11 protein-coding genes are annotated in these 13,759 nt (G+C 73.0%); 7 read left to right on the plus strand and 4 right to left on the minus strand.

Annotated features, from left to right (window positions below; genetic code table 11):
- Positions 1-112 precede the first annotated feature (112 nt).
- From ABD330_RS03055 to ABD330_RS03065, 3 genes are all read right to left on the minus strand, one after another.
- Positions 113-2,407: an FdhF/YdeP family oxidoreductase gene (locus ABD330_RS03055; RefSeq protein WP_344460324.1), complete on the minus strand. Its 2,295-nt coding sequence runs from the start codon at positions 2,405-2,407 to the stop codon at positions 113-115.
- An 84-nt stretch (positions 2,408-2,491) separates the two neighbouring features.
- Positions 2,492-4,456 (minus strand): FAD/NAD(P)-binding protein, encoded by a 1,965-nt coding sequence (locus ABD330_RS03060; protein ID WP_344460326.1) that lies wholly within the window; start codon positions 4,454-4,456, stop codon positions 2,492-2,494.
- Positions 4,453-5,403 (minus strand): amino acid ABC transporter permease, encoded by a 951-nt coding sequence (locus tag ABD330_RS03065; protein WP_344460328.1) that lies wholly within the window; start codon positions 5,401-5,403, stop codon positions 4,453-4,455. Before ABD330_RS03065 ends, ABD330_RS03060 begins: the two co-directional genes overlap by 4 nt.
- A 630-nt stretch (positions 5,404-6,033) precedes the next feature.
- On the opposite strand from ABD330_RS03065, the gene ABD330_RS03070 reads away from it, so the two are divergent.
- The 7 genes from ABD330_RS03070 (at position 6,034) to ABD330_RS03100 (ending at position 12,725) form a co-directional block, all read left to right on the plus strand.
- Complete coding sequence (locus ABD330_RS03070) at positions 6,034-7,218, plus strand: LLM class flavin-dependent oxidoreductase (protein WP_344460330.1); 1,185 nt, start codon at positions 6,034-6,036, stop codon at positions 7,216-7,218.
- Complete coding sequence (locus tag ABD330_RS03075; protein WP_344460332.1) at positions 7,215-7,772, plus strand: GNAT family N-acetyltransferase; 558 nt, start codon at positions 7,215-7,217, stop codon at positions 7,770-7,772. The genes ABD330_RS03070 and ABD330_RS03075 overlap by 4 nt, the downstream gene beginning before the upstream one ends.
- Entirely contained in the window at positions 7,769-8,701 is a 933-nt protein-coding gene (locus ABD330_RS03080; RefSeq protein ID WP_344460334.1) for an ABC transporter substrate-binding protein, read from the plus strand. The genes ABD330_RS03075 and ABD330_RS03080 overlap by 4 nt, the downstream gene beginning before the upstream one ends.
- Before the next feature lie 31 nt (positions 8,702-8,732).
- Positions 8,733-9,767: an amino acid ABC transporter permease gene (locus ABD330_RS03085; protein WP_344460336.1), complete on the plus strand. Its 1,035-nt coding sequence runs from the start codon at positions 8,733-8,735 to the stop codon at positions 9,765-9,767.
- A 59-nt stretch (positions 9,768-9,826) separates the two neighbouring features.
- Positions 9,827-10,579 carry an amino acid ABC transporter ATP-binding protein gene (locus tag ABD330_RS03090; RefSeq protein WP_344460629.1) on the plus strand — a complete coding sequence of 251 codons (753 nt, stop codon included), beginning with the start codon at positions 9,827-9,829 and terminating at the stop codon, positions 10,577-10,579.
- Positions 10,580-10,603: 24 nt separating this feature from the next.
- Positions 10,604-11,584, plus strand: a complete 981-nt coding sequence (locus tag ABD330_RS03095) for an ABC transporter substrate-binding protein (protein WP_344460338.1) — start codon at positions 10,604-10,606, stop codon at positions 11,582-11,584.
- Positions 11,585-11,873: 289 nt separating this feature from the next.
- Positions 11,874-12,725 (plus strand): fumarylacetoacetate hydrolase family protein, encoded by an 852-nt coding sequence (locus ABD330_RS03100; protein ID WP_344460340.1) that lies wholly within the window; start codon positions 11,874-11,876, stop codon positions 12,723-12,725.
- A 141-nt stretch (positions 12,726-12,866) separates the two neighbouring features.
- Here the strand turns inward: ABD330_RS03100 and ABD330_RS03105 are convergent, their stop codons facing one another.
- Positions 12,867-13,712 (minus strand): TetR/AcrR family transcriptional regulator, encoded by an 846-nt coding sequence (locus tag ABD330_RS03105; protein WP_344460342.1) that lies wholly within the window; start codon positions 13,710-13,712, stop codon positions 12,867-12,869.
- Positions 13,713-13,759: the final 47 nt, after the last annotated feature.

Genomic DNA, 13,759 nt, shown 5'->3' on the forward strand with positions numbered 1-13,759 from the left:
AGCTACTGAAGGGGTGCGAGGAACTGCGCGAGATCGGAAGGCGACAACCCGTGCCCTCCCGCCTCGCGCAGCTCCTCGCACCCCTGTTCGATGACCGGTCCAGTGCCCGGGGTCAGCCGGCGGCAGCCTCGAAGCGGATCACGACGGCCTTGGAGGTCGGGGTGTTGCTGATGTCGGCGGTCGAGTCCAGCGGCACCAGCACGTTGGTCTCCGGGTAGTACGCCGCGGCCCCGCCCCGGGCGACCGGGTAGTGCACCACCTTGAAGTGCGGCGCCCGGCGGTCCACGCCGTCCGTCCACTCGCTCACCAGGTCGACGTACGCGCCCTCGGCGAGCCCGAGTTCGGCGGCGTCGGCCGGGTTCACCAGCACCACCCGGCGGCCGCCGGTGATGCCCCGGTAGCGGTCGTCCAGGCCGTAGATCGTGGTGTTGTACTGGTCGTGCGAGCGCAGCGTCTGGAGCAGCAGCCGCCCGGCCGGGACCTCGGGGGCGGTCAGCGGGTTGACGGTGAAGTTGGCCTTGCCGGTGTGGGTCGGGAAGGTCCGGCTGTCGCGCGGCCCGTGCGGGAGGGCGAAGCCGCCGGGGGCGCGGACCTTGGTGTTGAAGTCCTCGAAGCCGGGGATCACCCGGGCGATCCGGTCCCGGACGGTGTCGTACGACTCGGCGAAGTCCTCCCACGGGACGCCCCCGGGATTCCCTGGAGTCTGCGGGCCGAGGGCGGCGCGGGCGAGCCGGCAGACGATCGCCACCTCGGAGAGCAGCTCACTGCTCGGCGGGCGCAGGCCGCCGCGCGAGGAGTGCACCAGGCCCATCGAGTCCTCGACGGTGACGAACTGGTCGCCCTGGGAGGTCCGGTCCTTGTCGGTGCGGCCGAGTGTCGGCAGGATCAGCGCGCGGGAGCCGGTGATCACGTGCGAGCGGTTGAGCTTGGTGGAGACGTGCACGGTGAGCCGGCAGCGGCGCATCGCCGCCTCGGTGACCTCGGTGTCGGGTGAGGCGGCGACGAAGTTGCCGCCCATCGCGAAGAAGACCTTGACCTTGCCGTCGCGCATCGCCCGGATGGTGTCCACCGCGTCGAGGCCGTGCTCGCGCGGCGGCTCGAAGGCGAACTCCTTGCCCAGCGAGTCCAGGAACGCCTGGCTCGGGCGCTCGAAGATGCCCATCGTCCGGTCGCCCTGCACGTTGGAGTGCCCGCGCACCGGGCAGACCCCGGCGCCCGGACGGCCGACGTTGCCGCGCAGCAGCAGGAAGTTGACCACCTCGCGGATGGTCGGCACGGCGTGCTTGTGCTGGGTGAGGCCCATCGCCCAACAGACGATGATCTTGTCGGAGGCCAGCACCAGCCGGGCCAGCTCCTCGATCTGCTCGTACGGCAGGCCGGTGGCCGCCAGCACCTCGGCGGTGTCGGTGGAGGCCGCCTCGGCGGCGAAGTCCTCGAAGCCCAGGCAGTGCTCGGCTATGAAGTCGTGGTCGACCGCGCCGTCGGCCTTCAGTAGCAGCTGGTTCAGCGCACGGAACAGCGCCAGGTCGCCACCGAGCCGGATCTGCAGGAAGAGGTCGGTCAGCTTGGTGCCGTGGCCGACCAGGCCGCGCGCGTTCTGCGGGTTCTTGAAGCGTTCGAGCCCGGCCTCCGGCAGCGGGTTGACGCTGACGATCTTCGCGCCGGCCCGCTTGGCGCGCTCCAGCGCGGAGAGCATCCGGGGGTGGTTGGTGCCCGGGTTCTGCCCGGCCACGATGATCAGGTCGGCCTGGTAGAGGTCCTTCAGGCTGACACTGCCCTTGCCGACGCCGAGCGTCTCGGTGAGCGCCGAACCGCTCGACTCGTGACACATGTTCGAGCAGTCGGGGAGGTTGTTGGTGCCGAGCTGGCGGGCGAACAGCTGGTACGCGAAGGCGGCCTCGTTGCTGGTCCGGCCCGAGGTGTAGAAGGCGGCGCCGTCGGGGGTGTCCAGCGCCTTGAGCTCCTCCGCGACGATCGCGAAGGCGCGGTCCCAGGAGACCGGCACGTAGTGCGTCGCGCCCTCGTCCAGCAGCATCGGCTCGGTGAGCCGGCCCTGCTGGCCCAGCCAGTAGCCGGAGCGCTCGGCCAGCTCGGCGACCGGGTGCGCGGCGAAGAACTCGCGGTTGATCCGCCGCTCGGTGGCCTCCTCGGCGACCGCCTTCGCGCCGTTCTCGCAGAACTCGGCCAGGTGCGGCTTGTCCGGCTCGGGCCAGGCGCAGCCGGGGCAGTCGAACCCGTCCTGCTGGTTGACCTTGAGCAGGGTGGACAGCGCCCGGCGGGCCCCCATCTGCTCCCCGGCCATCCGCAGGCTGTGTCCGACGGCGGGCAGCCCGGCCGCGGCGTGGTGGGGCGCCCCCACCTGGGGCGCGTCCTGCGCCGGGTCACTCTGCGGGGCCTGCTTGGCCATGACTGCCCACCTCCTGCTTCGGGGGCCGCGCGCCGTTGCCGACCCACTCCCAATCCTGTCACCTGGGGACCGGCGGCCGGCCCTTCAGGGGCGTGGGGCACTGCGCGCGGCGGCGGCCGGGGCGCCGGCCCGCCCGGCCGCGCCCGGTTGTGCGCGCTCCCGGGCGGGCCCGGCCAGTGCCCGCAGGAGGGAGCGCGCGGCGGCGTCGTTCTGGCGGAAGGCGGGCGCGTCGGTGCGCGGGCGGGCGAAGGCCGCGTACGAGCGGTTGCTGGTGTGCGGGCCGAGGGCCGTCCGGCGGGGGTGCGGGGTGCCGCCGAGGGTGGGGTCGAGGATCCGGCCGTCGGCGGGGGAGACGGCGAGCAGGCCGGAGGGGTGGGTGTGGGTCGGGTCGCGGAGCACCTCCTCCGCCGCCTCGCCGGCCCAGTGCAGCTCGCGCAGCAGTCCGTCCTCGGTGCCGGTCAGCGCGGGCCGGGGGAGGTAGCCGTCGATCAGCGCGGTGGCGTGCACGGTGTGGCCGGGCACGGTCGGGCTGGTCGCGGTGAAGGTGCCGGTCGCCTCGTCGGTGCCGATCCGGACGTCCGCGCCCAGGAAGCGCAGCACTCCGGCCTCGGCGAGGGCGAGCAGCTGGCGGAGCCGGAAGCCCGGCGGGCCGGAGGCCAGGAACGAGAAGAAGCCCGTCCACCAGCCGTCCAGCTCCTCGGCGACCGAGCGGACGGTGAGCCGCCCGGCGGCCACCACCCCGGGCAGCTGGGTGTAGACCGACAGCAGCGCCAGGAAGGCGCCGAGGTCGGCGCTGTGCGCGGGGTCGGCGCGGCGGTCGGCGTCGGCGGTGAGGTACCCGCGCAGGTGGTGCTGGAGCTGCTCGGCGGAGTCCAGCCGGAGCCCGGCCAGCGGGCGGTCCAGTGCCTCGAAGTCGAGCCGGTCCGCCGGGTCGGGGACGGCCTCGGCGACCAGCCGGGTGAGCCCGGGGGAGTACCAGTCGAGCCGGTCGTACCGGGCGAGGAACTCGGCCCAGGGCAGCGTGGTGCGCTCGGGGTGGGCGTGGAACAGCTCGTGGTAGTGGCCGAAGCCGGTCTCCTTGGCCATCAACGGCCAGAGGTCGCGCCGCAGTTCGAGCTCTCCGCGGCCGGCCGGCAGGGCGTCCAGCGCCGACGGGCCGAAGTAGCGGGGCAGCGGTGGCGGCGGGCCCTGCAGCCGGTAGCCGGTCTTGGAGTGGTACGGCACACCGCGCCGCGAGCCCGCGTGGATCACCGGCTCCCGGCCGGACGGGTGGTAGACCAGCCCGTCCGGTGTCTGCTCGAACCGGCCGCCCCGGCCCTCGGTGAGCAGTGCGACCAGGTCGACGAAGGCCAGGCCGAGGCCGCGCACGATCAGGTGCTGCCCGGCCGCCACCCCGCTGAGGTCGGCGTCCGTGGAGAAGGCCGGCGGCAGGTGGAAAAGGCCGTGCCGGGAGGCGAATTCGGCCGTCGGGTCGCTCTTCGGCACGGATCCGAGGTGGCCGAGCGCCAGGACCACCTGGTCGGCGGCCAGTACCCGGTCGGTGAGCCGGACCAGCTGCCGTCCGTCGGCCGGCCCGGTGACGGAGCGGGCGGTGTCCCGGTGCGTGGTGACGGTGACATGGGCGGGCAGGGCGGCCACCGCGCGGCGCAGCGTCCAGTCCAGGTAGGCGCTCTGGGCCCGCCGGGTCGGGAAGTCGGTGGGCGCGAGGGTACGCAGCTCGTCCCGTACCGCCGGGTCGGCGACCGGCCGGTACGGCTCGAACTCCTCCGGACGGCGGGCCCATTCGGCCAGTGACGGCCCCGGGCGGATCGGGCCCTCGACGGTCGAGGCCTCGTCGGTGAACATCGTCACGTCCGCCGCCATCGAGTTCATCCGCAGCAGCGGGGACTGCGCGTGGCGCCAGATCCGGCCGCCGCCGGGCGGGTACGGGTCGACCAGGTGGATCCGCAACGGCCGGTCGGCGGGCAGCAGTTCCGCCGCGTTGGCGGCCAGCCGCTCCAGCAGTCCGACGGCCCGGGGGCCCGCGCCGACGATCACCAGGGTGCTCAACTCCGTTCCCCCGCCGCGCTGTCGAGGGCCGCGCGGAGGCGCTGCCAGGGTGTCGGCGGCAGCCCGCCCCGGGTGGTGCCGCGTGCGTAGTGGCGCTCCAGGTAGTACTGGCCGACGGAGAGCACGCTCGTCACGGCGACGTACCAGAGCGTGGCGACCAGCAGCAGCGGGACGACCTGGTAGGTCTGGTTGTAGATCACCTGCGCCGAGTAGAGCAGGTCCTGCACGGCCAGCACGCTGACGATGCTGGTGCCCTTGAGGGTGCCGATCAGCATGTTCCCGGCGGTGGGCACGATCGAACGCATCGCCTGCGGGACGACGATCCGGCGCAGCACCCGGGCCCGGCGCAGGCCCAGCGACTGGGCGGCCTCCAGCTGGCCCTGGTCGACGGAGAGGATGCCGCCGCGCACCACCTCGGCGGCGTACGCGGCCTCGTGCAGGGTCAGCCCGATCACGGCGGTCAGCGTCGGGCCGAACAGGTTCACCGTCCGGACGGTGAGGAACTCGGGCCCGAACGGGATGCCCAGGCCCAGCGTCGGGTAGAGCGCGCCGATGTTGAACCAGAACAGCAGCTGCACCAGGATCGGGGTCGAACGGAAGATCCAGACGTAGCCCCAGCTCAGCACCCGCAGCACGGGGTTGCCGGAGAGCCGCATCACCGCGAACAGGGTGCCGAGCAGGAAGCCGAGCACCATCACGGCGGCGGTCAGCCAGAGGGTGAGCAGCAGGCCGTGCGCGATCGAGGCGGTGGTGAGGTACCGGCCCACCACGTCCCACTGGAACGCGCGGTTGCGGACCACGGAGTTCAGGACCATGGCGGACACCAGCAGCGCGAGCGCCGAGGCGGCCAGCCGGCCCGGGCGGCGGCGCGGCACGATCCGGGGTTCGGCCGGGAGGGGTGGTCGGGGCGGGGAGAGTGCGGGCAGGACGTCGTGCGTCGTGGCCATCAGGGGCTCCAGGGCGGGGGCAGGCCGACAGGACTGCTGACCGCGTCACGCAACTCCGCGCCCCTCAGCACGGATGGCACTCGCTCCGTCCGTGATCGTACGTGTGGCCGAGGCCGGGCTGTCAAGGGCTCAGGGTGCCGAGCGTCCGGGCCGTCGAGGGCCCGGGTCATCGGGGACCGGGCCGTCGAGGAGTCGGGCCGTCGGGGGGCCAGGCCGTCGAGGACAGGCGGAAACCGGACGGTGGTTGACGAACCGAGAGGTTCACTGCTCAACTTGCGACATGAACGCCGGTCAGCCCCTGGTCACCCGCGACCACATCGACTTCGGTCGGGTGTGGTCCGCGGCGTGTCGCGGCTGACCCGGCAGCGGGCCGTCTGACCGGCCCTTCTCTCCTCTCGGAGACTCCTCGGAGACCCCCCTCGGTCCACCCCTTCGCGGGTCCGGGACGCCGTCCGCACCGACGGTTCACAGGCGCACGCTGCCGCCTCCTCCGCTCTTCCCGCTGACGCTTCGTCATGCGCATTCACTCCTGCTCGCGTTGCCGCTTCTGCCTACCCGATTCCGTTGCCGTGCAACGGAGTTCGCCCCGGCCTGCCCGTGCACACCCCGTATCGCCGAAAGGGTCACCCCATGCCCGTCGAGTTCCTCGGTATCGCCGCCACCGGCGACGGTTCGGAGACCGCCGCCCGCACCACCGCCGCCTTCGACCGCGACTACACCCTGCGACTGGCCCGCGCCCACGAGGAGCACGGCTGGGACCGGGTCCTCTTCGCCTACGGCGCCGGCTCCCCCGACCCGGCGCCCGGCGCCGCGTACCTCGCGGCCAGGCTGGACAAGCTCCAGATCCTGCTGGCCCACCGGCCGAACGTCTCGTACCCGACGTTCGCCGCCAAGACCTTCGCCACGCTGGACCAGATCAGCGACGGCCGGCTCACCGTGCACTTCATCACCGGCGGCAGCGACCACGAGCAGCAGCGGGAGGGCGACTTCCTGACGAAGGACCAGCGGTACGCCCGCACCCGGGAGTACATCGAGATCGTCAAGCGGATCTGGACCAGCAGGGAGCCCTTCGACCACGAGGGCGAGTACTACCGGTTCCACGACTTCGTCTCCGACGTCTTCCCCGTCCAACAGCCGCGCCCCGGCGTCTCGTTCGGCGGGTCCTCGGCGGCGGCCTACGCGGCGGGCGGGGCCGAGGCGGACATCTACTGCCTCTGGGGCGAGCCGCTGGCGCAGACCGCCGAGCAGATCGAGCGGGTCCGGGCGGCGGCGCGGGCGGCGGGGCGGACGGACAGCCCGCGCATCCAGGTGGCCTTCCGGCCGATCATCGCGCCGACGGAGGAACTCGCCTGGGAGAAGGCCTACCGGACGGTCGACACCATCAAGGCGCACAAGGCGTCCGGCGCCCTGGTCCGCCGGACGGCGGCCCGGCCCGGCGAGACGGCCGACGCGGCCTGGCGGCCGGAGAACGCCGGCTCCCAGCGGCTGATCGAGATCGCCGAGGCGGGCGAGCGCTACGACCGCGCGCTCTGGACCCCGACCGCCGCCGCCACCGGCGGGGCCGGCAACTCCAACGCCCTGGTCGGGACGCCCGAAACCGTCGCCCAGGCCCTGCTGGACTACTACGACCTGGGCGTCGACATCCTCTCCGCGCGCGGGTACGACCTGCTGGGCGACGCGATCGACTTCGGCCGCTACGTGATCCCGATCGTCCGCGAGGAGGTCGCCAAGCGGGACGCCGCGCGGGTGGCCGCGACGGCTGCGGCGGAGGCCGCCGCCGGGCGCGACCGGCCGTCCGCCCTGGTGCAGGCGTGACGCCCGTCCTCCAGGTGCGGCGCACCACGCTGGCCGACCCGGCGACGGAGCCGCTCGTCCGCGAGCTGACCGAGGAGTACGTCGCCCGCTACGGCGAGGGCGCCCGCCAGGAGATGAGCCGCTTCCCGGCGGCCGAGTTCGAGCCGCCGGGCGGGCTGCTGCTCCTGCTGCTCGCGGACGGCGAGCCCGTGGCGGGCGGCGCCTACCGCCGTTACGACGAGCGGACGGCCGAACTCAAACGGATGTGGACGCACTCCGCGCACCGCCGCCGAGGCCTGGCCCGGCGGGTCCTCGCCGAACTGGAACTGGCCGCCGCCGAGGCCGGCTACCGGCGGATCCACCTCACCACCGGCCCGCGCCAGCCCGAGGCGAAGGGCCTCTACCTGGCGACCGGGTACACCCCGCTCTTCGATGTCACGGCGGAGCCGGCCCCGTTCCGCCCGCTGCCGTTCGAGAAGCACCTGCCCGTCGGCGCCCTCCCGTCCGCCCCTTCCAGCCCTTCCGCCCCAGCCGTCCGATCCCCCCGGACCGTCCGAAAGGCACCGACCCCGTGAGACGCGCAACGCTCGCCGCCCTCGTCCTGCTGTCGACGACCGCGCTCACGGCCTGCGGCTCCGGCCCGGCCGGGTCGCCCTCCGCCGCGGGGAGTTCGGTCGTGGCCGCGGCGGGCCAGGACGTGGTCTCGGCCGAGCCGAAGGTCGACTCGATCGCGGCGCTGCTGCCGCCGGAGGTCCGCAGGGCCGGCACGCTCCGGCTCGGCGCCGCCGTCGGCAGCCCGCCCACCGCCTTCTACCCGGACCCGGCGACCAGGAAGGCGGCAGGGCTCGACGTCGACTTCGCCGACGCCGTGGGCAGGGTGCTCGGCCTGACCCTCCAGCGCGAGGACGCGTCCTTCGAGACCATCCTGCCCGCGCTCGGCAGCGGCAAGTACGACGTCGGCACCGGGAACTTCGGCGTCACCACGGCCCGCCTGAAGACCGTCGACTTCGTCACCTACATCGACGACGGCCAGGGTTTCGCGGTGAAGAAGGACAACACCTCGCTGAAGGCCGTCACCGACCTGTCCCAGCTCTGCGGACTGACCATCGGCACCGGGGTCGGCACCACTTTCGAGTCCACGCTGAACGCGAAGAAGGGCGTCTGCGCCGACGCGGGCCGCAAGCCCTACCAGGTGAAGGCGTTCGCCGACTCCGGCGCCGTCCTCACCAGCCTCCAGCAGGGCCGGGTCGACGCCGTGATGTCCACCATCAACGGCCTGCGCTACCAGGCCGCGCAGCCGGCGGCCGGGACCAGGTTCCTGGGCGAGTTCCACCGGCTCGACGTCGGGTTCGCCTTCCGGAAGGGCTCCCCGCTCACCCCGGCCTTCCAACAGGCGGTCGACCGGCTGATCCAGGACGGCACCTACGCCCGGATCCTGCGCAAGTGGGGCACCGAGGACTCGGCGATCACCGAGTCGAGGACGAACCCGCCCGAGCACCCGTGACCCCGTGTCGGATCCAACGAGGAGTCCCACCATGACCACCGCCCCGACCACTACCACCACTGCCACCGATCCCGTCGGCACCGGGAGACCGGCCGAGGCAGGACCTCCCGAGGGCCCGGACGACGTGGACGGCCCGGACGACCTGGGCAGCCTCGCCGGCCTGCCGGTCGTCCCCGCCCGGCACCCCTGGCGCTGGGCCGCCGGGGCCGCCGTCGTCGTCCTCACCGCGCAGTTCCTGCACGGCCTGGCGGTCAACCCCGGGTGGGACTGGCCGACCTTCCGGGCCTTCCTGACCACCGGCACCGTGCTGACCGCCGTCGGGACCACGCTCCAGCTCACCTGCTACGGCACGGTCCTGGGCTTCGCACTGGGCGCGGTGGTCGCGCTGCTGCGGCTCTCGCCCAGCCCGGTCCTGCAGACCATCGCCTGGACGTACATCTGGATCTTCCGGTCGATTCCGCTGATCGTCCAGCTGATCTTCTGGTTCAACCTCTCGTACCTCTACCAGCGGCTGGGCCTCGGCGTCCCGTTCGGCCCGACGTTCTGGAGCTTCGCCACCATGGACGTGCTCGGCCCGCTGGGCGCGGCCGTGCTCGGGCTGGCGCTGCACCAGGCCGCGTACGCCGCCGAGATCATCCGCTCCGGCCTGGTCTCGGTGGACGGCGGCCAGACGGAGGCCGCCGCCGCGCTCGGCATCCCCCGGTGGCGCCAGCTGCGGCGGATCGTCCTGCCGCAGGCGATGCGGGCGATCCTGCCGAACGCCGGCAACGAGGTCATCTCGCTCTTCAAGGGCACCTCGATCGTCTCGGTGATGGCGATCGGCGAGCTGTTCTACCAGGTGCAGGTCATCTACGGCCGCACCGGCCGGGTCGTCCCGCTGCTGATGGTGGCGACGGTCTGGTACGTCCTGCTCACCACCCTGCTCTCGGCCGGCCAGTACTACGTCGAGCGGTACTTCGCCCGGGGCTCCCGGCGCACGCCGCCGCCGACCCCGCTACGGCGGCTGCGCGACCTCGTCCAGCAGATCCGGGCGACCCGGCTCGTCCCCTCAGGAGGCCTCAAGTGACCGCGACCGAGCCGCAGACGACCGCCGCCGGGACCGTGGCGCCCCGACCGGCCGCGACCATGGTGGACGTCCGGAACGTGCACAAGAGCTTCGGGCGGCTCGACGTGCTGCGCGGCGTCGACCTCCGGGTCCCGGCGGGTTCGGTGACGGTCGTGCTCGGCCCGTCGGGCTCCGGCAAGTCCACCCTGCTGCGGGCGGTCAACCACCTGGAGAAGCTCGACCGGGGCCACGTCTCGATCGACGGCGAGCTGATCGGCTACCGCCGGGTGGGGGACCGGTTGTACGAGCGCTCCGCGCGCGAGGTGCTCCGGCAGCGCACCCACATCGGCTTCGTCTTCCAGAACTTCAACCTCTTCCCGCACCTGACCGTGCTCCAGAACATCACCGAGGCACCGGTCGGCGCGCTGCGCAGGCCGAAGGCCGCCGCCCGGGCACAGGCCCGCGAGCTGCTCGACCGGGTCGGCCTCGCGGACAAGGCGGACGCCTACCCGCGCCAGCTCTCCGGCGGCCAGCAGCAGCGGGTGGCGATCGCCCGGGCACTGGCGCTCGAACCCAAGGTGCTGCTCTTCGACGAGCCCACCTCGGCACTCGACCCGGAGCTGGTCGGCGAGGTCCTGGACGTCATCAAGGACCTGGCCAGGACCGGCACCACCATGATCGTCGTGACCCACGAGATCGGCTTCGCCCGTGAGGTGGCCGACACCGTGGTCTTCATGGACGGGGGTGTCGTGGTCGAACAGGGCCCGCCCGCCGCCGTCCTGGACCACCCGCAGCACGAACGCACCCGCGCCTTCCTCTCCAAGGTCCTCTGACCTCCCCCAGCCAGGAGCCCCGCCATGTCCCTGCCCCGCCGTACCCTCCTCGCCGCCGCCGGCCTCGCCGCCACCCTGGTCCTGACCGCCTGCGGCTCCTCCGCCGCCCCGTCCACCGCCGCCGCCAAGGGCAGCGCCGCGCCCGACGGGACGACGGTGAACCTGACCGCCGACCAGAGACGGGTCGGCACGGCCGAGGTGAGCGCGATCGCCGCCCTCGTCCCGGAGGAGATCCGCCGAAGAGGCACCCTGCGGGTGGTCGACTCGCTCGGCACCGTCCCGCCGCTGGACTTCCACGCCACCGACGACAGGACCGTCATCGGGGTCGAGCCCGACATCGCCCACCTGGTCGGCGACGTGCTGGGCCTGAAGGTCGAGCTGAACCCGGTCTCCTGGGAGAACGTCTTCGTCGGCCTCGACAGTGGCAAGTACGACGCCGGCTTCACCAACATCACGGTGACCGAGGCCCGCAAGGAGAAGTACGACTTCGCCACCTACCGGCTCGACATCCTCGGCTTCGAGGCCAGGAAGGGATCCGGCTGGCGGGTCACCGGCCCCAAGGACGTCGCCGGACACACCATCGCGGTCGCCTCCGGCACCAACCAGGAGAAGCTGCTGCTGTCCTGGAACGAGCAGAACGTGAAGGCGGGTCTCAAGCCCGTCGACATCAAGTACTTCCAGAACTCCTCCGACTACTACCTGGCCCTGTCCTCCGGCCGGATCGACGCCTACCTCGGCCCGAACCCGGTCGCCGCCTTCCACGCGGCGCAGACCGGCCTGACCGAGATCATCGGCACCTACTCGGGCGCGGGCGCGGAGCTGCTCGGCAAGATCGCGGCCACCACCAAGAAGGACAACGGCCTGGTCAAGGCGCTGAACGAGGCGCTCAACACGGTGATCACGAACGGCACCTACGGCCAGGTCCTGCGGCGCTGGGGTCTGAGCGGCGAGGCCGTCCAGAGCTCCGAGATCAACCCGCCGGGGCTGCCGAAGACGGACGTCTGAGCACGGCCCGGACGGCCGCGCGGGCGGGCACCTGGTGCCCCGTCCGGCACGGAGTGCCCGACTACCGGCCGGTAGTGCGCCCGGCGGGCCCGGATGGTCAGCCGGGCGAGTCTGTCAAGAGTACGGGCGCCCGATTCGGTGGACCGGCGCACTGGATGAATTGATAGGAACTGGCCGACCCGCAACCTCTGGTTCCAAGGTCGCTGTCGTTGATATACCTCGGATGCATAAGACGGGAGAGGTGTGCGGCCTCCCCGCCGACATGCGACGAACCAGGTGGTGATGGGCAGTGAAGCTCCTCCGTGTAGGCCCTCAGGGCGCCGAGCGCCCGGTGGTACTGGGCGAGGACGGTGCCGCGTACGACCTCTCGGGCCGGACCCCCGACATCGACGGGGCCTTCCTGTCGTCCCTCGACCCGGCCGAGCTGGCCCGGGCGGTGGCCGACGGTGAGCTGCCGTCCACCGACATCGCGGGCCTGCGGGTCGGCGCTCCGGTGGCCCGGCCGGGCAAGGTGGTCGGGATCGGCCTGAACTACCGGGACCACGCCGCCGAAGCCGGGGCGCAGATCCCCGACGAGCCGGTGATCTTCCTCAAGCCGAGCAACACCGTGGTCGGCGGGTACGACGAGGTGCTGGTGCCGCGCGGCTCCGAGAAGACCGACTACGAGGTCGAGCTGGCCGTGGTGATCGGCCGGACCGCCCGCTACCTGGAGAGCGACCAGGAGGCGGCGGCCGTCATCGCCGGGTACGCGACGGTCGACGACGTCACCGAGCGCGCCTTCCAGAACGAGCGCGGCGGCCAGTGGGACAAGGGCAAGTCGGCGGAGACCTTCACCCCGCTCGGCCCGTGGCTGGTCACCGCCGACGAGATCGCCGACCCGCAGCAGCTCACGCTGCGGCTCTGGGTCAACGGCGAGCTGCGGCAGAACGGCAGCACCGCTCAGATGATCTTCCCGGTGCTGGAGACCATCCGCTACGTCAGCCAGTTCATGGTGCTGGAGCCCGGGGACGTCGTCATCACCGGCACGCCGGCCGGGGTGACCCTCGGGCACCCGGGGGCCTCCTTCCTGCGCCCGGCGGACGTCGTCGAGGCCGAGGTCGAGGGCCTGGGCCGCCAGCGCGTGGTGCTCGGCAAGGCGTAACCCCGGCCCTGCCCAGGCCGGTTACCGCCCAGCCCGTACTGCGCGATCCGGTACTGCGCGATCCGGCACAGCACGACCAGGCACTGCACGACCCGGTACTGCGGACCGGCCCTTGGCACGGGGGCCGGTCCCGGCTCGGCCTCAGTCCGGCAGCGGCAGGCCCGGCAGCGGAAGGTTCCGGAGCCGCCCGACCAGCGCCGCCGCCGGCCCGTCCGGTGTCTCCAGCGCGAGCAGGCCGGCCAGCACCCCGGCGGTCTGCGGGTCGTGTCCGGCGGTCGCCACGGTCATCGCCACGAACTCGTCCACCAGCCAGTCCCGGAGCGAGTCGGGCTCGATCTGCCGCCCCTCGTCCAGCCAGGTCAGCGCGGACGCCTCGACCACCGAGATCCACGAACGCACCAGCAGCGTCAGCCGGGGCCCGGCCTCCTGCACCCCCAGGTGCCGCACGGTGCGGCGCAGCGCGGCCCGCCGCACCTCGTCCACGATCGCCGAGGTCCGCGCCGTCTCGACCACCGAACCCCCGCGCAGCAGCGCGCCGTAGCCGGTCTCGTGTTCGGCGACGAAGGCGAAGTACCGGTCCAGCACGGCGGCCAGCTGCGCCGTCGGGGTGCCCTCGGCGGGTACGGAGAACCGGCTCGCCAACTCCTCCGCCGCGCTGCGCAGGGCGGCCTCGTACAGCTGCTGCTTCCCGCCGGCGAAGTACCGGTAGACCAGCGGGCGGGAGGCGCCGGCCGCCTCGGCGACGTCGTCCAGGCTGACCTCCTCCGGCGGCCGGGAGCTGAACAACTCCAGTGCGACAGCGATCAGTTGCTCGCGTCGCTGCTGCACCGGCAGTCTCCGGTAGCCGGACCTGCGGGTGCGGGGCTCGGAGGTGGCCGGTGCGGTGGCCGGGGGCGGGGCCGGTGTGGTGGCCCGCTCCGGGGTGGGGTCCGGAGCGGGAGCCGACGAGCCCGGGGTGTGGGGGGATAGCGCTGAGCTGGCTGCCATGGCGGCCAGCGTAACGGCCGTCGGGGCGTACGACTCCTGTCAGCGGG

Origin of the sequence: Kitasatospora kazusensis (assembly GCF_039529945.1) — a bacterium.
GTDB lineage: Bacteria > Actinomycetota > Actinomycetes > Streptomycetales > Streptomycetaceae > Kitasatospora > Kitasatospora kazusensis.